General features: G+C 69.8%; 12 protein-coding genes. 2 read left to right on the top strand and 10 right to left on the bottom strand.

The features are described from left to right. Positions 1 to 615 precede the first annotated feature (615 nt). Positions 616 to 2,241, bottom strand: coding sequence for an IPT/TIG domain-containing protein (locus tag ACWDR0_RS20615; protein WP_456353158.1), 1,626 nt, complete (start codon positions 2,239 to 2,241; stop codon positions 616 to 618). 670 nt (positions 2,242 to 2,911) lie between these two features. Between ACWDR0_RS20615 and ACWDR0_RS20610 the strand changes: the two genes are divergently transcribed. Beyond that, the gene (locus ACWDR0_RS20610; protein WP_456353157.1) at positions 2,912 to 3,451 is read left to right on the top strand and encodes a hypothetical protein; all 540 of its coding nucleotides are present in this window, start codon (positions 2,912 to 2,914) and stop codon (positions 3,449 to 3,451) included. A 582-nt stretch (positions 3,452 to 4,033) separates the two neighbouring features. On the opposite strand, the gene ACWDR0_RS20605 is transcribed toward ACWDR0_RS20610, so the two are convergent. The 9 genes from ACWDR0_RS20605 to ACWDR0_RS20565 form a co-directional block, all read right to left on the bottom strand. Then, positions 4,034 to 5,605 carry a labda-7,13-dienyl diphosphate synthase gene (locus tag ACWDR0_RS20605; RefSeq protein ID WP_456353156.1) on the bottom strand — a complete coding sequence of 524 codons (1,572 nt, stop codon included), beginning with the start codon at positions 5,603 to 5,605 and terminating at the stop codon, positions 4,034 to 4,036. Then, positions 5,602 to 7,014, bottom strand: coding sequence for a cytochrome P450 (locus ACWDR0_RS20600; protein WP_456353155.1), 1,413 nt, complete (start codon positions 7,012 to 7,014; stop codon positions 5,602 to 5,604). Before ACWDR0_RS20600 ends, ACWDR0_RS20605 begins: the two co-directional genes overlap by 4 nt. A 42-nt stretch (positions 7,015 to 7,056) precedes the next feature. After that, positions 7,057 to 7,956 (bottom strand): terpene synthase family protein, encoded by a 900-nt coding sequence (locus ACWDR0_RS20595; RefSeq protein ID WP_456353154.1) that lies wholly within the window; start codon positions 7,954 to 7,956, stop codon positions 7,057 to 7,059. After that, positions 7,949 to 9,244 carry a phthiocerol/phthiodiolone dimycocerosyl transferase family protein gene (locus tag ACWDR0_RS20590; protein ID WP_456353153.1) on the bottom strand — a complete coding sequence of 432 codons (1,296 nt, stop codon included), beginning with the start codon at positions 9,242 to 9,244 and terminating at the stop codon, positions 7,949 to 7,951. The genes ACWDR0_RS20595 and ACWDR0_RS20590 overlap by 8 nt, the downstream gene beginning before the upstream one ends. Next, on the bottom strand, positions 9,241 to 10,359 hold the full coding sequence (locus ACWDR0_RS20585; protein ID WP_456353152.1) for a polyprenyl synthetase family protein: 1,119 nt from the start codon (positions 10,357 to 10,359) through the stop codon (positions 9,241 to 9,243). The genes ACWDR0_RS20590 and ACWDR0_RS20585 overlap by 4 nt, the downstream gene beginning before the upstream one ends. Before the next feature lie 374 nt (positions 10,360 to 10,733). Continuing rightward, a complete protein-coding gene (locus ACWDR0_RS20580) occupies positions 10,734 to 11,531 on the bottom strand; it encodes a serine protease (RefSeq protein ID WP_456353151.1) in 798 nt (265 codons plus the stop codon). 156 nt (positions 11,532 to 11,687) lie between these two features. Next, positions 11,688 to 11,816 (bottom strand): hypothetical protein, encoded by a 129-nt coding sequence (locus ACWDR0_RS20575; RefSeq protein ID WP_456353150.1) that lies wholly within the window; start codon positions 11,814 to 11,816, stop codon positions 11,688 to 11,690. 97 nt (positions 11,817 to 11,913) lie between these two features. Continuing rightward, positions 11,914 to 12,294, bottom strand: coding sequence for a hypothetical protein (locus tag ACWDR0_RS20570; RefSeq protein ID WP_456353149.1), 381 nt, complete (start codon positions 12,292 to 12,294; stop codon positions 11,914 to 11,916). A gap of 1,467 nt (positions 12,295 to 13,761) precedes the next feature. After that, positions 13,762 to 21,123, bottom strand: a complete 7,362-nt coding sequence (locus ACWDR0_RS20565) for a LamG-like jellyroll fold domain-containing protein (protein WP_456353148.1) — start codon at positions 21,121 to 21,123, stop codon at positions 13,762 to 13,764. A gap of 834 nt (positions 21,124 to 21,957) precedes the next feature. On the opposite strand from ACWDR0_RS20565, the gene ACWDR0_RS20560 reads away from it, so the two are divergent. Further along, positions 21,958 to 22,896: a DUF5655 domain-containing protein gene (locus tag ACWDR0_RS20560; RefSeq protein ID WP_456353147.1), complete on the top strand. Its 939-nt coding sequence runs from the start codon at positions 21,958 to 21,960 to the stop codon at positions 22,894 to 22,896. Positions 22,897 to 23,008: the final 112 nt, after the last annotated feature.

Here is a 23,008-nt window from a genome sequence, read left to right as displayed (position 1 = left end):
CGCGGCGCCAGACCATGATCAACGAGCGTCGGAATATTGCCCGTAATTCCTATGACGCGCATCATGCACATCGAATAAAAGCGCAGGTCAGAAGTCCTTCTTAGCTGGTTCAGCGATAGCGACGCACTCCACGTGGTGCGCCATCGGGGCGGTATCGAAGCACTGCCGGGCATGCCGCCGGAAGAGCCCGGCCGGTAGCGGACAAGAGGTTCTTCCCTGCGATGTGGGGCAACGACGGCAGGCGGATGCCGGTGCGTTGTGCGGGTCGTTCGTCGGCTGACCGATGAGCGAGTCCGTACCAGTGCCCGGGGGCAGCCAGTTGTCGCGAAACCGTTGTCTGGTTTGCGCCCTCTGACTGCTCTGTCGGTCTTTGCATCGTCAATCGGTGTCGGTGTGCCGGACGTCGGCTCGGTGTGGTGGAGGGGAACGAATGCCAGTCGATGACGGACCACGCCGCGGTCGATCAGGATCGGCGGGGCCGGGCCGGTGTGCCGCAGGATGTCCTCGGGCAGTCCGAGCGTGGAGACGATCGTCACCGCGCGCAGAGGCGGGAGTTGGCCTGCGGTGGATGGTCCGCGCCCCTCGCCGATGTCGGGCGAGGGGCGCGTCGTGGGGTCAGGGGCAGGTGGCGAGGATGACGGAGACGACGGTGCAGGTGGCGGACGCGGTGTCGTTGGCCGGGTTCGGGTCGGCCGGGGCGGATGCGGTCCGGGTGCCGGTGACGGTGACGTTGCCCAGGGACAGCAGGTGGAGCGGGACGCGGAACTTCTTGTCCACGGCGGTGCCGTTGGCGATAGCGCCGTAGGCGCAGTTCACCGTGGTGCCTGCGACGGTGCAGCCGGAGGTGAGGTTGGTGGCGGTCGTACCGGGGGGCAGGGTCGCGGTGAGGGTGGCCGAGGTGACCGGGTCGGGTCCGGTGTTGCGGGCCGTGAGTGTGTACGTGAGGTAGGGGACCAGGATGCCCAGGTGGGGCTGTGCGGAGAGGTCGACGTCGAGGTCGGCGGTCGGGGCGATGTAGGTGAACTCGTCGGCCGGTGTGATGCTGCTGGTGCCGCCGGGGGTGGTGACCCGGACATCGACCGTGCCGGCCACGTGCGCGGGTGCTGTCGCGGTGCAGGAGGTCGCCGAGCACGTCACACCGGTGGCGGGGGTGCCGCCGAAGGTGATGGCGGTCGCGCCGTTCAGATTCGTACCGGTGATGGTCACCACGGTCCCGCCGGCGGTGGTCCCGCTGGTCGGTGAGATGGCGGTGATCTCGGGTGCGGGGATGGTGTGGAGGGCGACTTCCTTGGGGCTGCTGAGCCCGCTCGCCGCGGTGGTGACGGTGTTGGTTGCGGTGTCGATGGCGTAGAGGAAGCCGGGGACACTGGAGGTCGCGTTGACCGGGTTGGTGGCGTAGACGGTGGTGCCGGTGGAGTTGACGGCGACGTCCTGGGGGATGCCGAGGCCGCCGACGGTGGTGGTGAGGGTGTCGGTGGCGGTGGCGACGACGTGGACGCCGCTGCTGAGCGGGCTGCCGCCGTAGAGGGTGCTGCCGTCGGGGGTGATCGCCACGCTGGTGGTGTTGACGGCGGCGGGGATGCTCGCGCTGACGGTGTTGGTGGCGGTGTCGACCTTGGTGATGCCCGCGCCGGCGTTGGCGACGTAGACGGAGGTGCCCGCCGGGTTGACGACCGCGCCGAAGGCGGTGGCCGTCAAGGGGATGCTCGTGGTCACGGTCGCGGTCGCAGTGTCGATCACGACCAGTCTGTTCGGCCCGGCGGTGGCGACATACGCGGTGGTCCCGGCCGGGTTGAAGGTGACGCCCTGGAGATTGCCCGCGACCGGAATGCTCGTGGTGAGGGTGTTGGTGGCGGTGTCGACGACCTCCACGACGTGCGCGGTGGCGTCGGCGACGTACAGGGCAGTCTCCGCGGGGTTCAGGGCGACCGAGGTGGGGATGCCCGCGAGCGGAACGTTCGCAGTGACCGTGTTGGTGGCGGTGTCGATGACGGCGACGGTGTTCGGGACAGCGGTCACGGCGTACGCGGTGGTGCCCGCGCCGTTGACCGTCACGTCCTGGGTGAAGCCCCCGACCGGGATGGACGCGGTGACGGTGCCGGTCGCGGTGTCGACGACCGAGACGGCCTGATTGTTGGCGTCGGTGACGTAGGCGGTGGTGTGGCCCGGCTGCACCGCCTGCGCGGACGGCCCGGTCAGGGCGGCCAGACCGGTCGCGGCCAGCGCGGTTACGGCGGTCACCGCGACACGGCGCCGCCAGCGCGCGTACAAGCGATCCGACCGTGTGGTGGAGTGCATCGTGGATGTCCCCTCTCCCTGCGGTCGCGCCACCCGGCGGCGGAGCGCGACAGCCCCGGAGACCGCCAGGACGGTCGCGTACGGCCCCCGGCGCCCTTGTTGTCCGACGAGGGCACCGAGCACCGCGAGGTACCCGCGCAATTTTCACGGAACCCCATCAAGCTCATGGGCGACATCAAGAGACATGTCGCGAAGCGGGCCGTCCATGGCTGAATCGCGCGCTACACGGATTTTTAACCCGTGAACAGTCTCTTGGTGATGTGGCGGAGGTTCGACACCCGGGCGGGCGCGCGCCGGGGACACGTCCTGGCCGGTTGCCGGCGCGCGGCCGGTGTGGACGCCGGCCGGGGGTCATTCGTTTAGGGGAAACCCTACGGATATGCCGCGTAGATCTCCTGTGCGGAGGGCAGCCATGGGGGATGCGTGAGCCGGGCGAACCGTACAGCGCGGTCGGGTTGTGGCGGCAGTCCGCTCAGGGTCGAGGACCGTGCTCGTGCTCTGCTGGGATGGACGTCCGCCGTTCTCACCGGTGCCCGTGCGCCGGCGCGTGCTCCGCGGACTGCCTCCGGCCCGCACCTGTTCTTCCGTTCCCGAGAACACCGCGGAGGTTCCCATGGCGAAGAGGTTTCCGGCGGCTGCATGTGCGCTGGCGATGGCCCTGGCGGTGGTCGCCGCAGCTTCTGCCGCCCCGGTGGCGGCGAGCGCGTCGCCCGCCCTGGTCACCTGTACCGGCAGCACCACCGTCGCCTTCTCACCGGGACTGACCGATACGGAGCAGACGGTGTCCGTCAGCGGCCAGGACACCGCGGTTCTGTGCCTGAGCCTCACCCATCCTCAGCTCACCTCCTTCGTGGCACCGTTCTCCGGGACGGCGACCCAGTCGTGCACGAGCCTGTTCGCGGGCGGCTCCGGCACCGAGACCCTGCACTGGAACAACGGGACGACCAGCACCTGGGAGTACACCAACAGCTTCTCGAACGTGAACGGCACCAAAGTCGGCACCTCCACCGGACCGATCACCTCCGGAACCCTCGCCGGCACCGAGGTCACCCAGACCATCACCTTCCCCAACCTCGACCTTTCCGCCTGCTCGGCCCCCCAGGGCCTCACCGGTCTCAGCGGTATCGACACCTGGACCCTCACCCGCACATGACCGGCCCGTGCGGCAGGCCCACGACCGAGGCGAGGGAGCGCGGGTACCGGACCCCGGTGCCCGCGGCGTCGCCTCCGGGTTGCCGACCCGTTGCGTCTCGCGTGGGGCCAGTGTCGTCTTCGTCGGACGACCACTGCTCCACCAGCACCGGCGTGCTCAGCTCCGTGACCCAGGTGGACGTGAAGTGTTGTGTTTCAGTCAGCCTGGAGAACGGGGCCGCTCCGGGTGAACTCCTGGAGCGCACCAACCAGGTCAAACCTGCTGCACCAGCCCGTACTGGGACGGTACCGGCTGGAACAAGAGCTTCGACTTCGTGCTGGCCCAGGATGCTCGTGGTCAATACACCTAGGCCGGGTCGAGGTTGGTCCAGTGGCGGCTCCCTGGGTATTGCACAGGCCGTCGGAGGTCTGCTCGATGCTGAACGCCTAGAGCAGACCGGTGGCGGAGTTGTGGGCGGAGAACTGCCACCTCTGGTGTCCCTGGACCGTGGCGGGAGCGAGGACGGTAGTGAAGCGGCCCGCGGTCGGGTTCCGGACCGGGTCCCGCCCCTCGGTCGGCTCGAAGAACGGCCTGTCGGCGGCGTCAGGTGAGGGAGCGCCGGGTGTGGAGAGCGTCGGCCTGGGCGGCGGCCATGGTGGCCGCTGTTTCGGCGTCGATGATGGTTGTGGGGGTGTAGAGCGTTTTGTCGTGCCAGCGGGGCGGGTGGGGGCGCTGGTCCGGGCCGCTTTCGGTGATCCACCGTACGGCTCTGGCGATGGCGGGGGCCGCGTCATGGGGGCTGGTGGTACGGAGGATCTGGATGCCGTAGGCGGTCTCTTCCAGGGTGCTCTGCCACACCCCCCAGGAGCCGTCCGCGTGTTGTCGGTCGAGGGCCCAGCGGCCGGCTCGCCGTAGTGCCGTGTGGTGGGCGGGGTGGGGGGAGCGGGCGAGGGCTCGACAGACGCGGCTGGTGGCGTACAGCGGCGAGGCATGCCACTTGTCCGTCCAGTGCCCTTCGGGGAGTTGCTGTTGCGCGAGCCAGTTCGCGGTGGTTCGTGCGGCGGGGCTCGAGCGAGGGTCGGGCACCGTGTCCATCAGGGCGGTCAGGACGTGGGCGTTGGCGGAGACGGATCCGGTGTCCTCGCCGACGTAGCAGGCGAAGTGGTCGCCGGAGGCGAACCGGGTCAGGGCGCCCGGGTCTGTGTCGAGTCCGAGGCCGGTGGCGACGTGAATCAGGAGTGCGGTGTCGTCGGCGTCGGGGGCGAGACCCGGCGCGCCGGGTATGCCGTCGCGCCCCAGCAGGGGCGCGACCAGTCGGCGGGCGGCCGGGTCGCGCGAGGAGATCAGGCCGGTGCGCAGCAGTGCGGCCAGAACCCAGAGTCGTTCGAAGGTGGCGAGTGGGGCGGCTTCGGGGAAGAGGTGGCCGTATCGCTCGCCTGCCGCGGTGAGGGCCGCTCGGGCGCCTCCGGGGTGGGGTGAGACGGTCAGCCATGCGGCGGTGGCCGCGGGTGAGGCGCCGATCAGGGCATGGTCGTCGGCGGCCCGGGGCGGGGGTGGCGGCGGGCAGTACGGTGCGAATGCCTCGAAGCAGTGGTGCAGTTTTACCGGGAGAGTGGGTATCGCGGTGAGTTTGCGCAGGAGGGTGCCGTCGGTGGGGCCCAGCGAGTGGATGATTCCGAAGCGGCGGTGGCCGGCCGCGAGCCGCACTGTCGTGGCGGGCCGGTCCTCGATGTGCCCCAGGGTCTTGTTGATATCGGCGAGCAGCAGCGGGACGAGCAGTTCGACCGCCGCGGTGTCCGGCAGGGTGCCGTGCGCGGGCAGCTCGGCCAGGGCGGTGAGGGCCGCGTCGGTGGCCCGCGTCAGCCGTATCGTGTCGTCGTCGGTGAGAGAGGGGGCGTCGCGGGTCAGGGCGCGGAGGAAGGCGTCGACGGCGCTGAGGGTCGGCAGGAGCCGGTAGGGGGTCGGGCCCTCGCCCCAGAGGCCGTCCGCCGACTGCTGCGCCAGCAGCCATTCGGTGCGGGTGCGGTGACCGGGGAGGTCGGGGGCCCAGGCGTGGACCCGGGCGGTTTCGTAGACGGAGGGGCTGAAGTCGCCCCAGTCGTCCTGGGCGATCCGGTTCAGGATGCGATCCGCGTGGTGTGTCTCGGTGATGGGGACCTGTGGGCTCGTTGTCATCGACGCTGATCCCTCTCCCGCTTCGGCTCCGGGGCGGCGGCCTCCGCAGGGCCGTCCCCGGCGGGAGTGGTGTGCCGTTCGACCCGGGCGTTCATCCGTCCGGGATTCAGGGTGAGGTGGGGCAGGCGGGGCAGCCCGAGGCTGTCCGGTTGCAGGCGCAGGTCCCAGTGGGAGGTGAGGCTCGCGAGCAGCAGGGTGCCTTCCAGGACGGCGAACTCGTCGCCGATGCATTTGCGGGCGCCGCCGCCGAAGATCACGGAGGGTACGGGAGGGGGTGTGCCGTCCTCGCGTGGAGTCCACCGGTCGGGGTCGAAGCGGTCGGGGTCGGGGTAGCGCGACGGCTCGTGGGTGGCCAGGTAGGGGCTGAAGGCGACGGTCGTCCCGGCCGGCAGGTCGTGGTTGCCGAGGCGGGTCGGCGCGGTGGTCTCCCTGGTCAGGAACCAGCCCGGCGGGTACATGCGCAGGGCCTCGGTGAGGGTCTGGCGGGTATAGCTGAGGCGTTCGAGGTCCTCCCAGGTCGCGGTGCGCCCGCCGAGGACCTCCCGGGCCTCGTGCGTCAGCCGTCGGCGTACGTCCGGGTGCTGGGCGGCCAGGTAGACCGCCCAGCAGACGGCTCCGGCGGTGGTTTCCGTTCCGGCGACGTAGAAGGTGATCGCCTGGTCTGCGATCTCCTCGTCGGTGAAGGTCTGTTGCTCGCTGTCGGGGTCGTGGGCGTCGAGCAGTAGGGACAGGAGCCCGATCCGCCCGGCGGCCGGGTCGGCCCGGTGGCGGCGGATCAGTTCGAGCATGATCCGTCGGGAGCGGCGATTGGTCCGCTGGTGGCGCAGGTTGCCGGGGGTGGGCAGCGGTAGCAGGGGCTGGGGCATCAGGCTGCGGCGGAGGATGCTGTTGGTGAGCTCCTTGAGGTCTGACGCCAGTTGGGCGTGGACTCGTGGGCTCACTTCGGTGCCGAAGACGGTGGTGATCAGGATGTCGGCGGTGATGCGCCGTGTTTCGCGGGTGAGGTCGACGATGCTGCCGGGGCGCAGGCCGCGGACGACAGCGTCTATACGCCGGCTCATGATGCGGGTGTAGCCGGGGAAGCGTTCGGTGCGGAACGCCGGCTGGATGAGCCTGCGCTGGCGGCGGTGCTCGTGGGCGGGGCAGGTGGCGATACCGTTGCCGCCCGCCTCGCGGAGCCGGTCGTAGATGGGGCCGCCTTTGTCGAAGACGCGGTCGTTGACGAGCAGGCGGTGAGTGAGTTCGGCGTCGCACACGAACGTCATCCGCCGTCCGGGCAGACGCAGTTCGACCAGGTCGCCGTGGGCTCTCAGGCTGCGAAGGAAGGGCAGCGGCGCACGCAGGAAGGGCACCAGGTGGCCGAGCAGGGGAGTGCGCCCGGGCGCGGGACGCACGGCGGGGTGGGGCATTCGGCTCTCCAGAGGTCGCGGTGGCGCATATGTCGGGGACGCTCAGCGGGCCGGTGTCGTGTAGCGGTCGGGCATGCGCAGGGTCAGTAGACCGTCGAGGAAGTCCCGCAGGCCGTCCAGGTGGGCGCGGCCCGCCTCGGTGGTGCTCCCGTACAGCTCCTCGTACAGCAGCTTCACCTCCGCCGACGCGTGTGTGAGCATGGCCCGTACACGTGCCCTGGCCTCCTCGGTGCCCATACCCGGGTGCTCGGCCCGCAGGAGGGCGAGCGTGTTCGCCGGCACCGTGTCAGGAGGACCGGTGAGGTGCTCCGTCTCCCAGCCTGCGGACGCCAGGTCGTTGAAGAGGGCGACCGCGTCGGCGAACCGGTCGAGCAAAGCGCACATCAAGGGCGCGTGCAGGAGGCCGGGAGGCACGGCCCGTCCGGTCGCGACCTCGACGAGCACCGGCAGGATCCGCCCGAAGGAGAGATGACGGCGCATGGCGAAGAAGGTGTCGGCGTCGGCCCCCGGCGCGCTCTGCTCCCACAGCACGGCGAGGAAGTAGCCGCGCAGCGCGTCGGTGAGCCGGTCGTCCTGCTCTGACCCGAGTACCGCTCGGCAGCGGGCGCGGACCGAGGCGAAGGCCGCCACGGCCGGTCCGCCCTCCGGAGGGTCCGGTACGCCGCCGGGTCGCTCCAGCGAGGCCACCAGCCGGGCCACGGCCAGAGAGGTACGGGCTCCGGCGCGTTCGTAGTGGTCGTCGAACGCGGTGAGCCAGGTGAAGACGTCAATGGTCAGAAGAAGGGCGTCGTCGTCCGCGGCGGGAAAACAGCGCACCACCGCGCTGCCCACCCGGGCAGCCGCCACCCGCCGCACCACTGTCTCGGGCACCATGTCCCACGCCCGCAGCACCGCCTCGGCGTGCGCGTCCAGCCGGGCCCGGACCACGGCGGCGTCACTCACCGCCGCCCCTGGGTGTCCGGCGGGGCACGGCTCGGGTGGTGCCCACAGGCGCAGCCGCCGAGGTCAGACGTTTCAGTGACGCGTCGAGACCGGCGGTGAACGCTGTCGCCTCGTCCGCACTGAACCAGGCCCGGGGGAGGGCGGTGTCGAGCCCGAGCCCCTCGGGCGTACTGGTGGCGAACACTACGGGGAACGGGCCGGGCGGTTGGGAGAACAGCCGCAGTCGGCTTGCCGTGTGGCCGGGCGGCAGATTGAGCCGCAGAGGGCGGCCGGCGAGGTTGGAGACGCTCAGGGTCACCGCGGCGGGCCTCTCGCCGGTGAGTTCCGCCATGACCTGCCGGGCGGCGAGGAGTTCCAGTTCGGGTACGCCGTCGCGCAGGGCGTGGTGCAGCTGCCCCAGGATCTCCGGCGCGCGGTCGCGGGGATCGTCACCGGGCGCGTGCAGGGTGAGCGTGGCGACCGGCCCGGCCCCCATGACCAGGCGGTCGCGCGGCACGGCCGGGGTGACCCGCGTCCGCAGGTCGACGGCCGAGACACAGCTCAGCGGCAGGTCACCCGGGGCCGGGATCCGCTCGCGGATCACGCCGAGAGCGGCGGCACAGAGCAGTGTGTGCGGGGACGCTCCGTATGCACGTGCCACGGCCCGGAAGGCGGCGTAGCTCTCGTCCGTCAGCTCTACCCGGCCCAAGTGCGCTCCGCCCTCACGACGAGCGGTCGTGGGGAGGGTGACGGCCCGCCGCGATGACAGGCCCGCCGAGCGGGCGGCGAGATAGTCGGCGAGCCGGTCCGGGCCGATCACACCGGCGAACCATCCGCTCGCGGGCTCCGGCAGCCCGTCGCAGCGGCGCCCGGCGGGCCGTGGCGGTTCTCCCCGGAGCCGAGCGGTGTAGATGTCCCATAACCGGCGGTGCAGTTCCAGCACACTGGCGCCGTCGCTGACGGCGTGGTGGACGGAGGTGACCACCTCATGGCTGCCATCCGGTCCGGGGACGACGGTGACGCGCAGCAGAGGTCCGTCCGGGGGAAAGGGGGCGGTCAGCGCTTCATGGCCACAGGTACCGCGGTACAGACGGGGTGGGTCGGGGCGGTCCGGCAGCCTCAGGGTGGGGCCGGATGTTCCCGCTTCCAGCCGCGCGAGCAGGACCGGCTCCTCATTGGTGAGACGGCCCACCGCCTCGTCCAGGGCCAGGAGGTCCAACGGTCCCCCGACGGTGGAGGAGACAGCCACCTGTTGCTCCACCTCCGCCAGCAGCGCTTCCGCGGGCTCCAGCTGTCGTGATGCGATCATGACATCCTTCGTGCCGTCGGGGCCCGCCCGAAGGGTGAGGCGCAGGCCGATGCCACCAGGGCACGCAGGTGGCGTGCGGGACCCGGGACAGGGCGGGCCCGCTCCAGAGCTGCCAGCGCCGCTTCGTGATGATGACGGATCCGGGCCTCGGTGTACGCGACCGCACCTGCCTCGTACAGCAGAACCCGTATGGCCTCCGGCGGTGGCGGCTGTCCGGAGGATGTCCGGTACAGCCGGGCGAGCCTCTCGCCTGCTGAGGTGGCCGAGTGCAGTGCGGCGACGACGGGGAAGGTCTTCTTGCCGCGTACCAGGTCCACCGAGTCCGTCTTCCCCTCCAGGCCCGGCTCCCCGCAGATACCGTGGAGGTCGTTGGAGAGCTGGAACCCCAGTCCCACGTGGTGTCCGAACTCCCGATACCCCTGGGCAACCTCTGGACGGGCCCCTGCGGCCAGGGAACCGAGCAGGCAGGCGGCCTCGAACAGCGAGGCCGTCTTCCAGGCGGCGAGGTCCAGGTACTCCGACTCCGTGAGGTCCGGATTCGTCTCCGCCGCCAGATCCGAGGTCTGACCCGCGCACAGCGCCAACAGCGCGTCGGTCAGGACGGCCAGGAGAACGCCGACGTCCCCCGTCCCGTCCGGCGGTGCCCCGGGCGAACCGGCTCGCCCGCCCGCGTCACGCAGCACCCTGAGGGACAGCGCGAGCAGACCGTCGCCGGCGAGAATCGCCTGGTCCGTTCCGAATCGCACCCACGCAGCCGGACGGCCCCGGCGCGTTCGGTCGCCGTCCATGACATCGTCGTGCAGCAGCGTGAAGTCGTGGACCATCTCCACCGCCACGGCCGACGCAATCGCGGTTCGCCGCTGGGCGTCGTCCACAGTCGCCTCGCAGGCGTCCGCGCAGAGCAGCACCAGCGCGGGACGCAACGCCTTCCCGCCCTTTCCCGCCCCGGCCTCCCCGCCCCACCCCGCGTGATGGCCGACCACCGGGGCGGCACCGGGGAGGAACCGCATGACGGCCTCTCGGCTGCCGGCTTCGACGGTGGCACGCGTGCTGTCCAGGAAGCGGCGCAACTCGGCGACCGAGGCCGACTCTGCGACACCGGACGGCGCTGCCACAGCGGGAGATGGCTCGGAATCGAGCACAGCTGCGAGGCGCGGCGTGTCGGATAGGACAGGACGAGGACCTGCGAGATCTGACATGCATACCCCAGCGAGGAGAACCGATACACCAAAGCACGGAGAGTATGGCGAGAGGGAGTTCGGCGACGCAATGGCGCATCCGCTCTCCGTGGACCGCGACAGCCATACCGGCCGAATCCGCCGATGGGCGGCCGGCGTGACCACTGCCGTCGGGCCGCCGGGAGGCGGGCCCAGGGCGACCGCGAACCTCCACCGCGTGGCCGCGCGTTGGCGGACCGCTGCGGGCAAGGCGGCTGGCCTGGTGGAGCGGGAAACGGGGATGCGACGAGCGGGAGCCGCGCGAGGGTTGTTCAGATTCCGGTCTTGCCGGTGATCCAGGTGCGGTGGGCGGCGACGTTGGTGTAGACGGACGGGTACCGACCGCTGCAGATGGTGTGGCCCCAGCTGACGATGCCGAGCACCCGGCCGTTCTGGGCGAGCGGGCCGCCGCTGTCGCCCTCGCACGCCGATACGGGAGGGGTTCTGTCGAGTGTGCAGAGGTGGCCGGCGTTGATGTTCTGGACCGGCCAGCGCATCTGGCACTCGGCCAGGGTGAGGAGGGTGACGGTGGCGTGCTGGAGGGCGTTCGGCCTTTCGCCGTTGCCGCTGAGCCAGCCCCAGCCGGTGAGGATCGCGCCGCCTGTGGGGTACGCGGGCGGGTCCGGGAGGGCGATGGGCTGGATGAGCGGTGTGTAGGTGAGCGGGGTGCTCAGTTTGAGCAGGCCGATGTCGTTCGGGCTGCCCGCCGCGTTGCCGTTGTAGTTCTCGTGGCGGGTCGCCTCCTGGACGGAGTGGATCGTGCCCGCCGGGTTGAGGGTGTTCGACCCGGCCACGATTCTCATGCGGTTGGCGGTTGTGGCGTCGACGCAGTGGGCGGCGGTCAGCACCCACCGTTCGCCGATGATCGAGCCGCCGCAGGCATGGCGCCAGCCGCTGGAGTTCTGGAACTGCACCGACACCTGGTACGGGTACGCGCCCGGCGGGGCGTCCGTCCCGCCGACAACCGCGGACGCCGGCCCGGCCCCGCCCGTCATCAGCCCGGCCACGGCCAGTACCGTGCCCAGCGCCGAAGCCGCCACCCGCCCGAACCAGCCACCCCTGCCGATCATGTGCCCACCCCTGCTCCGACGCTGCACCCCTCTGGGGTGCGATCGTCTCGGAGCCTGACGCTTGTGCGCGCGGGCGGGTAAGCGGCGAACCGGCCGTTCCCGGTCGCGGGCCCGGCCGGTTCCGCCGCCGGGACCGTGCCCGGCGGGATGGTCGGTTCAGGCGCCGATACCGACGGTGAGGCCGAAGATCTCGCGTACGGAGGTCCCGAAGGTCAGCAGGGTCACGGATCCGAGCAGAGCGAACGCGGTCGCGGCGAGCGCGGCGGCGCGGCGGAAGACAGTCACATTCAGCTCCTTGTTCACAGGGCTCGGGCGGGCGGTCAGAGCGGGGTGATCACGGGGCCGAGGGCGTTGATCAGCGCGGCGATGGCTTCGGTCAGGGTCATGGAGCCCTCTTTCCGGGAGTGGGGTCGGGTTCGGTGGTGTGCGCGCAGCGGCAGGGCGGGGGTGCGGGGTGTTGTTCTTCGAGTTGCCGCAGGCGGCGGGAGAGTTCCTGGACGGCGGCGATCAGGACGCCCTGGGCGTCGACGATGTCGATGGTGGTCTCGCGGCGGCCGTAGCCGAAGGCGGCCCGCCAGTCCTGGGCCATCGGGCCGATGTGCAGGGTGTCGGGGTCCCAGTCGTAGCGCCACTCGCTGACGGGAAGGTCGTCCAGGAGGGCGAGGATCTGTGCACGGGTGAGGGGTTCGGCCCTCTCCGTTCGCGGCGGCCGGGGACGCAGGAACGTCGAGGCGAACCCCCGGACCAGGGCGGCGAAACGCATGGCGGATCTCCCGCCGGCGACAGCGACGGCCGCCGCCGACCGCTGGGTTCGGGGCGTGGTCAGGACAGGGGCTTGATGTCGTGCTTCACATCGAGGTTGCTCGTGATCAGGGGCACGATGATCGGTTCAAGGGGGGGTGATGATCTTCAGGACGGCGTCCAGCCAGTTCATGAGGACTCCACGGTGGTACAGGGGTGTCAGTCGATCGTCATTCCATCAGTCCGGCTCGGCCGTTCACCGGGGAAGGTGGAAAGTGATCGCCGTTGGCCGGATCTGATCAGGCTGCTGCGGGGCCGGTTCATCGCCGCCGGGTGGGACCGCCTCTCGCCCTGGCGAACACCTGCGGAGCTTCGCGGACCGGGGCCTGCGTGCCCGGTGGATGCCTGTGGCGTGAGACCGCTCCAGTCGGCTGGATCGGGAGACATTCAGCACGCGGGGCTCTTGCTCGGACAGTACGGACCTCACCTTCTCCTTCTCCTCCGGGATCCTGGGAGCGGCTGGAGGCCCCACTCGTTCTCGCCGCGCAGAGCATGTGAAACGGCCTCCGCTCATCCCGGCAGGTGCCACCTGCGGAAGGTGTTCCCAGCGTCAGCAGCAACGCTCAGTAACGGAAATCCGCTGGTCAGCGCAGCACCAAACCAAGATCAATGAGCGTCACGAGCGTCATTTCAGCGTCAAGATATCGCCCGTAACGCACATAATGCACATCGGCAAAACCGCAGGTCAGGGGCCCTTTGCTGCCGGTTCAAGGATCGCCACGCACTCCACGTGGTGCGTCATCGGCAACAGGTAGACGGCAGTCATCTAACGACTGCGAACTCCCGTGCATCAACGGCTGAATCCGGTGTCGCCCGTGAAGTGGTGCATTCGCTAAGGAGATGCTTCAGCATCTGACAACTCCATGCACAGTCGGATGAATCCCACCGGCTCACCATGCCCCTCAACTGGGCTCGCGTACCTTCGAGATCCGAACCCGAGACCTACGCATTACGAGTGCGTGAGAGATCGTGCCGGGCTGTGTCGGCTGGTGTTGCCGAATGCCGTTGTGCCTGATCAGAGCACTGATGCCGGTCCGGCGGGTGCCGGGCTGTGTTGCGCCGTCCAAAGGCGTCCGCGCTCCCCTTGCGCTCCCCTGGCGGCTGCTGGCGACCGACGATTCCCGCTCGGTGACCGCGCCCTGGTGCCAGAGGGGTCCTTGTCGTCATCCCACAAATCACTTATCCGGGGAGGCCACAGGGCACGGAGTGAGGGGGAGGCAGTCCGGGATCCTGCGGGCCTTCTTGCGGCGGCTGTGGAAAGGTGTGGAGCGAACCGGCACCGCTCAACACGGTGATCCAGGTGTACAGGCCGTGCTGAGCGCCAAGGCTGGTGGTTCGGAGTGGCCTCTGGATGGCCTTCTTCCGAGCTGGTGTGGTGCCCAGTGTACGGAGTCGGTGTACACCGGGCACCTGGCTCATTCCCTGGTGGCTATTCGCTGACGTCGTAGTACTCGGCGAGGAGGAGGGTGATTTCCAGGGCGTGCGGGAGGAGCTGGGGGAGGTGTTCGGTCAGCGCGGTGCGTGTGGCGTCGGCGAGCCGGGCCTGGGAGCTGGTGGCGGTGGAGACGTAGGGGTCGAGGCGGCGGATGAGTTCGTAGTTGCTGGCGACGTCGATGGTGCGCATCTTCTGTTCGAGCGGGGGTGCGGTGGCGGGCGGCACCGGGGGAAGGACGCGGGAGACGAAGGTGACCCGGTGCAGCACTCGCCAGCAGGGGGGTGTGCGGTCGCTGTGGCGGGCCTCGCGCAGGGCGGCGGCGTTGGGGTCGTTGCTGGTCTCCAGCCAGATCGGGTCGGCGACCTTGTTGTAGAAGTCGTTGAAGTGGCTGGTGTCCTGGCCGAGGTAGAAGGTCATGAAGCGGTACGCGTCGACCTTGCCGGCCACCAGGACGGGCGCGCCCGCCGTCGTGTACTGGGCCTTTCCGCTGCTGTCGTACTTCTGGAGGTCGCCGCTGGGGTTGCAGACGACGTCGAGGCTGTGGGAGCGGGTGGCCTCCTTGGAGCGGTGGCGGGTGGTGGTCATCCCGCCGCCGAGGGAGGCGTCGAACTGGAGGCCGACGCCGACCCCCGCGACGTCGAAGCCGACCTCCAGAGAGCCGGTGACCGCGCCGGAGAGGCTGTAGGAGCCGCCGGTGGTCTCGGTGACGACATCGACGGTGCCGCTGGTCTCGGCGAAGAAGCCGCCGTCGGCGGTCCAGACGTAGGTGTTGGCGATGTTGCGGTTGGCGAAGGAGCCCGCCGCCTCGACCGGCTGGGCCTTCTCGGTGGTGCTGGTACTGCCGACGATGGGGGCGAGGACCTTCGCCGCGCGCTCCGCGGTGGGGTCGGAGTCGTGGGTCTCGGTGGAGACGGTGTTGTAGTACGTCTCCAGCTCCTGGCGTTCGCGCAGGATGCGGCGTTTGATGGCGTAGGCCTCGCGGGGCTTGAAGTAGCTGTACTCGCCACGCGCGAAGGCGTTGGGATAGGCGGGGTCGAGGATCTTGCCCTGCTCGTTGAAGCCGACCGCCCCGTCCAGAGTGCCCTGCTTGGTGTACTGGGGGTTGATGGGGAAGGTGATGATGTTCCAGTCCCGTGGGATGTCCGGGTTGGGCATGATCCGGTAGGCCACGAGGGCCCCGGTGTGGGCCAGGCGCAGGGCGTAGACGTCGGCGGTCTCGGACTGGACGAGGGCGTACCCCTTGTTGGCGGGGAGGAAGCGGCGGCCGACGGCGGCGTTGAGGATCTTGGTGGGGTCCTCCCAGGCTCCGGTGAGGGTGGCGGTGGTGTCATGGGCGGTGCTGGTGCCCTGGGCGACGGTGGTCTCATCCGTCCAGCCGTTGGAGAACTCCATGCTGCCGCCGATGCGGCCCTTGACGGTGATGGAGGCGAGCGGCTGTGCGGTGCCGATGCCCAGCGGGGCGGTGATCATGAGGATCTTCTCGTCGACCTCCACTCCGGCGGCCATGCTGAAGCTGGCATCGATGCTGCGCTCATGGGTGGAGGAGAGGGTGGAGGTCACCTCGTCGGCCTGTTTGAAGGTGACGCTGGAGGCCCCTGCGTGGTCGGTCTGCCCGGTGAGGTTCTCGGAGGGGACCGGGGGGGCGCCCTCGATGTAGCCGATGAGCTGGGGGTCGAACTGGACCTGGCTGACCCATTCGCTGACCAGGTCGCCGACCTTGTAGCCGGTGGTGAGATGCCAGGCGCCGTCGGCGGTGTGGGTGTAGCAGCGCTTCAGGACGCCCTGGGCCTCGCCGGTGGCGGTGTACTGGAGGTCGGCGTACTCGGTGGCGGCCGGCGGGGTGGAGATCAGCTGGTGGAAGGGGGTGCGGATACCGGCGAGCGCGGAGCGGACGGCGGCGGTGTCGGTGGAGATCGGCGCGGTCGAGGGGGTCTTGTCGGCATAGCCGCGGAGGTGGTTGCTCCGCAGACCCCGGTCGAGGGAGGCGAGGTCGAGCTCGCCTGTGTCGTCCTCCACATCGAAGCTCCAGCAGCCCATCAGGTCCTGCTTGTCGCCCTTGATGCGGGTGAAGAGATTGTCGAGGATCTGCTCGGGGGTGCGAGCGGTGCGCCAGTAGCGGACCTCGTCCAGGGTGCCGTCGAAGTACTCCGAGAACTGGACGGAGCTCCGGAGGGCACCGACGGTGAAGAGGTCGTCGCCCCAGTTGGCGAGAGGCGGGTTGGTGGTGGGGATGTCGCAGGGGACGGTGCGGCCGTTGCGGTAGATGGTGAGGGAGCTGGCGGCCGGGTTGGGGTCGGCCGCCCACTTCGCGCCGTGCAGCCGCAGATCGTAGCCACCGGCCAGGTCGGCGGTGGTGTTGCCGGTGTTCTCCTCGAAGGTCCAGCGGGCGATCAGCCCCTCGTCACGGGGCTGGAGCGGGCCCCCGAGCTGGTTGCTCTCCCGGGCCTTGCCCCAGATCCTGACCTCCCCGACAGTGCCCTTGAGCGGATACAGGGCGCTGCCCTCCCCGGCGCGGCCGATCTCCAGGGTGCCGTCGTTGCCGCGGGGGCCTGTGCCGGTGTAGCGGCCGGTGCCGGTCTCGGCGCCATCGACGACGAAGCGGATGTCGTCCCAGGTCTTGGTGTCGACATGATCGATGGTGTCGACGGTCTTCGTCTGGGTGGTGCCGTTCTCGTCCTTGTAGCTGATGTTCCGGGTGCCCTTGACCTGTTCGCTGGAGCTGCCGGCCTTGCGGACGACGGCGATCTTGTGGAAGCCCGCCGTGATCGCGGAGTCCGAGGTGTAGCGGACGGTGCGGGGGCCGGGCTCCTCGAAGGCGAACTCCAGCTTCCCGTTCGCGAGCACCGACAACTGGTACGGCACCGTGCTTCCCGTGCCGTCGCCGAGGCGTCCCTTGGACACCAGGCCCTGGCGTGAGCCGATCGTGTCGATATGGGCGAAGATCTCGACGGTCAGATCCTCGGTGAGGTCGAGCGCGTCCGCGTCGGGGGTGTCCGCCCAGCCGGAGCCGTTGAAGCGCAGCGCCCAGGACTGCTGGTGCACCGCGGCGACGTGGGCCCACTCCCCGCAGAGATACGTCTCGCGGCTGGTGCGGTGCTTGTCGCCGACCGCGGCCAGGATCTTGTAGCCCTTGATCGCGGACTCGTGAGCCCCGGCACTGCCCCAGACCCCGCCGTGACGGCCCTGACCGCTGATGTCGGGGAACTGGCTGAGCTGGGGACGGCTGCCATCGTAGATCCAGGCACCGGTGAGCCGGGGTTCTCCCGGGGCGACCCGCCTGTTCATGTCGGCGGCGGTGTCCGTTGCGGAGCGGGCCACGCTCCAGGTCCGCAGCTCGGCCAGCCGCCCGGAGAAGTGCGAGATAGTGCCGCTGTCGCTGCGGCCGACGATGAGCTGATTGGTGCCGCTCGGCACAGCGGTAGCGGTACGGCGGGCGACCTCGACCCCGTCACGGAGGATGACCTGGGCCCGGGTGGTGCGGTCGAAGGTGACGGCCCAGTGGTGCCACTCCCCGTCGGTGTAGGTCGCGGTGGTGGTGAGAATCTGGCCGGTGAAACCGAAGGTGAACGCGCCATTGGCGGTGAAGCCCATGGTCAGGCCGTTGGTGCCGATCGCGACGATGGTGTCGGCCACGGTACGCCCGGTGGTGCGCCTGAGCCAGCACTCGATGGTGAAGTCCCCTCCCGTGGGATCGGCGCCCGGGATCGCCATGGCGACATCGGTGCCGTTCAGGACCAGACCGCCGGTGACCGGCTCGGGGCTCAGGGCGATCGCGGCCTTGGTATCGCCCGTTCCCAGATGGAAGAGCCGGGACCGGGGCGTCGAGATGCGGCGAGGTTTGATCCATGCCTCGGCGGTCAGATCCCCGCTGACGGCCATCAGGCTCGGCACACCGAAGGTGACGAGGAACTGGCTGCCGTTGAGCAAGACCGCCCGCCCGGGAGAGTCACCTCGCCAGCGGCTGCCATGGCCGGCGACCAGGGCGGTGGCGGTCCCGTTGGGTACGAGGAGATCGGCCTTGTCCGCTCCGGCGGTGATCCAGCGGGATCCCTGGGCAAGGGAGGCGCCGGGGCGGGAGGCCGTGGCACGGTCCGTGTCGTAGCGGATCAGGGACACCGCCGTGTTCTGGGCGAACGGGGTGGCCGGGGCCGGGGTGACCCGCAGGGTCGTGCCACCGGTGTCGGCGGCGGCGGTGACGAGATGGGCGCTCTCCCCGATCAGCAGATGGGAGTGGACCGGTACGGCGATCGGCAGCGCCCGGGCGAGGGTGAGCTGGTCCCCCGTGGCGCTCGCCGCCGTGCCGAGCGCGACCGGTTCGTCGGTGGCACCGTTGACGGCGGCGGCCAGGTCCCGGGCGCGGCGCGGCAGCCGGGTGAAGGTCTCCGTCTCGGTGCCCCGGGTGATGGTCAGATCGCACAGCCCCGTGGCCACCGCGCCGTTGACGGTGCAGTCGGTGATCCTGATCTGGGTCCCGGCCAGGACGACCCCGGGGTCACGCGCGGTGAAGAGGGCGGTCAGTCCACCGCCGGTGAGCTGCTGGCTGCCCCGCTGCGCGGAGGTGTCCAGATAGGCGGCGAAGAACTGGCTGTTGGCACCCTGGAAGTAGAGCGCGACCCGGCCCGCCGCGCTGTCCATCAGGTAGGGAGTGGCTGGGGTCCTGGCGAACTTCAGCAGCGCGCCGGAGGTGCTCAGCCCGCGCACATCGACGCCGATGTGCGGAACGGGCAGGACCAGGTCTCCCTCGCCCAGCAGAGTGGCGGTTCTGCGGGCCAGTTCCTCACGGGCGGGCGGGATCTCGGCCTGCTTGGCGATCAGGTCGCGGTTGCGCTGGACGAGGAGCGCGTTGACCACGGCGAGCCGGTCGACCTTGACCTGGAGGGTCGTGTCCGGGATGACCCCGACCTTCTCGACCGTGAAACTGATCGCGGTCTTCTCGTCACGGAGCTGAAGGTTGGACTGGAGGCCCATCCAGACGTCCTGGCCCGCGTTCTGGAACTGCACGCTGGTGTTCCAGGTGCCGCGCACGTACCACTGCTGGTGGACCTCCGCGCTGTTGAGGGGCTGGAACTCGGCGCCGTGGGAGGAGCGGTAGACCGATTGCACGCCCATGCCGGGGGCGCTGTCGTTCACCAGGATGTACGTCGGATTGCTGTACCGGGAGGCCGACCCGGCCCGCACCAGCCGCCACCGGGTGTGCGGGGCGTTCTGGTTCACCAGCCCGATCAGGGTCGCCTGGGTCAGACCTCCGTTCAAGGGGCCCAGCAGGGACCCGAACGCCGAGAGCCGGACGATCCAGCGTGCCGGGTCGTTGGCCGCGGCGTTGTTGGACGCCGCGATCGCTTGCTCCAGCGTCGTCTTCTCCGCCGTGAGCGTGGTGATCTCGGTCTGGATGGCGGTGGCCTGCTGTTCGAGGCCGCTGACGATCTGCTGCTGGGCGCTGACCAGGTCGCTGGTCTGCTCGACGGGGCGGCCGAGTTCGCCGAGGGTGACGACATCGGGGATGTCGGCGAGGCGTCCGTCGATGCCGACGCCGAAGTCGACGGTGGCGACATGGGCGTCGGCGGTGGCGTTGCCGGCGGGGCGGGTGGCGCAGGCCAGCAGGACCCGGGCGTTGCGCTTGGTGGGCCTGGGGTCGTCCTGATAGCCGGCGACCGCGTCCTCCTGCTGGTGGTAGAGCGTGGCACTGAGTCCGGAGACGATGTCACGGCCGCTCAGGATGAAGCTGTCACGGCGCACGCCGGGGTGCTCGCCGATGGGGGCCTGGGAGGTCACCCACTGCGGGCTGTTGCCCAGGGTGGCGTGGGCGGCGGTGTCGGTCTGGTCGTAGGCGGTGGTGCCGCTGCCCTCGTCGAAACGGTAGTAGGCCACCAGACCCGGCTCGTTGCCGATCAGTCGGTAGTGCGCGCTGTCGGCGACCTCGCTCTGGCCGCGCGACCGGTTCCAGATCCGCACCTCGTCGATGACGCCGCTGTAGTACGGACCGGCCGACTTGGACCCGATGAGCAGCGGCACCGAATTGTCCCCGCTGCTGGGGAGGGCCTTGTCGCCGCTGAAGGCCCCGTTGACGTAGAGCGTCGCGGTGGTGCCGTCGAAGGAGGCCGCGATATGCGCCCAGGTGTCCGCCGGGATGTTCTGGAGCGAGGTGAGGGTGCCACCGCTGTGGTCGAGGGCCACCTGGCCGGTGTTGGTGATCCGTAACTGGAAGCCGCCCTGGCTCGCGGTGCCGGACCAGCGGGAGACCACCGGGCCGCCCGCCGCCCGGGGTTTGACCCAAGCCTCCACGGCGTAGGCGCGGCCCTGGAACTTCAGCGCGGGCGCGTCCCCCATGTTCGCGTAGGTGTTGGTGCCGTTGAACTGGAGCGCGGTCTCGGGGTGCGGCACATCGGGGGTGATGGGCACCAGTGAGAGGTTGGTGAACGGGCAGATCCCGGGCGCCCGCTCGTACACCGAACCCCGGTAGCGGGCATCGGGGCTGGTCCAGTAACGGCTGCCCTGGGTGTTGAAGAGCCCGTCGGCGGCCTGCTCGACATTGAAGGAGTCGATCCGGCCGGTGGCACCGTTGTGGGCGAAGAACTGCCACCGCTGCTGCCCTTGCACCGCCGTCGGGGTGAGCACGGCGGTGAAGCGGCCCTGGGTGAGATTCCGGATGAACTCCAGCTGCTGGGTCGGCTCGTGGAACGCCTTGCCGTCCATGTCGGTGGCGCCCAGGCTGTCCTTGGCCGACGCCGGGCGGGTCTTGTGCCGGCTCCGCTTGAACCTCACCTCCGACACCGGTTTCAGTACATTGCCGACCAGCAGGAAACGATCGCACAGCAGGGTGTCCGCCACCACCGGTATCTTCGCCGTCCCGGCGAGCTGGAAATCGGTGCGGGCTGTGTCCCCGGAGGCGGCGCCGCCCGTCAGCTTGAACACCGCGTCGGTGTGGGCCGCACCGATCGCCTGGCGCAGCAGCACCACATGGGTGCCGTCGGAGAGCACCTGGAACGGGGCGTCGGCCGACAGGCGGGCGGTGGTGGACAAGAAGCGGTCCGTCTGGTCCGCCGTCAATTCCTCACCGGCGCCGGCCTCGACACGGCCGCCCTTCTTCACCACCGGCATCGCCGTGGCACCCACCACGGAGTAGCCAACCGTCACGATCTCCTCGGGGAAGGGGACCTCCTGGGGGCTCTCCGCCCAGTACGCGGCGTCCAGTTCGCCCCGTTCCTCGTCGTAGGTGGAGAGATCGAGGACGGTATAGACGATCCGCCGCCGCTCATCCATCGCGAACGCGACTGCGGTGCCCTGATGGCGCACCATCGTGGTGCGGGTGTAGGTGCGATCGCTGTAGATCTTGAGTGTGCCCTGGTCGGATTTCACGGGATGTCCGTCCTGTCGTTCCACACCGCCGGCGGAAGTGCCGGATCAGTCGGGGCATGGCAGTGGCGCATGACAACGGGGCCGCCGGGTCATGGCGGCCTGGTGAACGGGAAGGGGCGGTACGGCTGTCATTCGAGCATGTTTCGAGCACGCCGTATATCGAACATTTTCCCTCTTCAGGGAAAGACTCGAATCCGACCGGTCGGCCCCTACGTGGGGCAGTTGGCTGGGAAACAACGTATCCCCACAGCGCCACGAAGGCGCCTTCCCACCCCTGATTCGGAGCCGAACCGCTACAGGCTGCTGAAACAAGGGACACGCGCCGGGCGGCGCGCGCCGAGAGCCGCGGGGCGGCAGAGTCGCCTGAGATGACCGGTGTCCACACCAGACCGGAAAGGAACAGGCTGACTGATCCGCCATTCGGGCGAAAGGACACATAAGGCATGGATCGGCGGTCGGCTCTCGCGCGCGGGGGCGCTTCGGCGGGACACCCCGTGCTATCGAACAAGTTACGGCCTTTACCTGCGGCCCCGCTGGCAGTTAGCGACCAGCGGGCTATCCTTCCAAGCTGCCATACCAGGGCACACGCGCGGCCCAGCAGCGAACGTTCAAGGCTGGGGCAAGAAGGAGAACAAGCCAACCAGGCCATTCTGACGACGGGCCTCGCGGCACCGTGCGAAGCTCCTCCCTGACAGTGGTGTTCACGGCACTCTGCCGTCTCCAAGAAGGACGCCTTGGGCCCATGCCACTGATCACGCTTCCGTGACAACGGAATATTCGCTGGTCCCGGGGGATTCTTTGCCCAGTCGATCTGCCGATGGGCTGGGGGTTCGTGTGGGTGATCTGAAGGCGTTCCGTGTGGATGGCGGGCGTGCGGTGGAGATGGCGGGTTCGTCGGTGGCGCTGGAGCGGGAGCTGCAGTCACTGGTGGAGGGGAACATGGAGGCGATGCTGGGGATTCGGTTCCTGGTGTCGGAGTACGAGACGGGGCGGCACCGGGGTCGGATCGATTCGCTGGGGCTGGACGAGACCGGGGCGCCGGTGATCGTGGAGTACAAGCGGACCCGGGACAAAGAGGTGGTGACGCAGGCGCTGTCGTATCTGGCGTGGCTGAATGACAGCCACGCCGAGTTCGAGTCCCTGGTGCGGGAGCGGCTCGGGGCGGAGGCGGCGGGGTCGGTGGACTGGAGCCGTCCGCGGATTGTGTGCGTGGCGGGGGATTTCACGCCGCACACGGTGGTGGCGCTGGAGATGATTCGGCACCGGATCGACCTGGTGGCGTACCGGGTGTTCGAGGACGTGGTCACGCTGCGGCTGGTGGCCTCGTTCACCGGGACGCCGGTCGCTCCCGCCGTTCCTCGTCCCCGTACCACCCCCGGGGCGGCTGTCCCCATGGAGGAGGTGCCGGCTTCCGGTGGGGGCAGGACCGTGCAGCAGCACCTGGACGGGGCACCGCAGGAGCTGCGCGATCTGTTCGCCGATCTGGACGCGGTGCTGACGGAGTCGGGCTCGGTGCAGCGCGAGGCCCTGCAGCAGTACATCGCGTACCGGCGGATGAAGAACGTGGCGTCGGTGAAGGTGCAGCCCCGGAAGCGGACGCTGGTGGTGGTGCTGAAGGTGGACCCGGACTCGGTGGAGCTGGTCGAGGGCTTCACCCGGGACGTCCGCGGCTTGGGGTTCCACGGCACGGGGTCCCTGGAGGTGCGGATCAGATCGCACGCCGACCTGGAGCGGGCCGGGGATCTGATCCGGCGGAGCGTCGAGGCCGGCTGACCTCTGGGCGCACACATACTGAGGGCGGCTGCCGCCACCCGGTGATTCCGGAGGCGGTGACCGCACCCCGAGAAGGGCACACCCTCCGTCCCGGGTGACTGCAAGACATCTC

The organism is Streptomyces sp. NPDC003691 (assembly GCF_053981115.1).
Note: the sequence above shows the minus strand (reverse complement) of the source record. Positions and strands in the feature narration are given on the sequence as shown.

What these genes read in the sequence shown, in the direction of transcription:
- ACWDR0_RS20610 (WP_456353157.1), top strand. Translation starts at nt 2,912, where the DNA reads ATGGCGAAGAGGTTTCCGGCGGCTGCATGTGCGCTGGCGATGGCCCTG.
- ACWDR0_RS20605 (WP_456353156.1), bottom strand. Translation starts at nt 5,605, where the DNA reads ATGACAACGAGCCCACAGGTCCCCATCACCGAGACACACCACGCGGAT.
- ACWDR0_RS20600 (WP_456353155.1), bottom strand. Translation starts at nt 7,014, where the DNA reads ATGCCCCACCCCGCCGTGCGTCCCGCGCCCGGGCGCACTCCCCTGCTC.
- ACWDR0_RS20590 (WP_456353153.1), bottom strand. Translation starts at nt 9,244, where the DNA reads ATGATCGCATCACGACAGCTGGAGCCCGCGGAAGCGCTGCTGGCGGAG.
- ACWDR0_RS20580 (WP_456353151.1), bottom strand. Translation starts at nt 11,531, where the DNA reads ATGATCGGCAGGGGTGGCTGGTTCGGGCGGGTGGCGGCTTCGGCGCTG.
- ACWDR0_RS20570 (WP_456353149.1), bottom strand. Translation starts at nt 12,294, where the DNA reads ATGCGTTTCGCCGCCCTGGTCCGGGGGTTCGCCTCGACGTTCCTGCGT.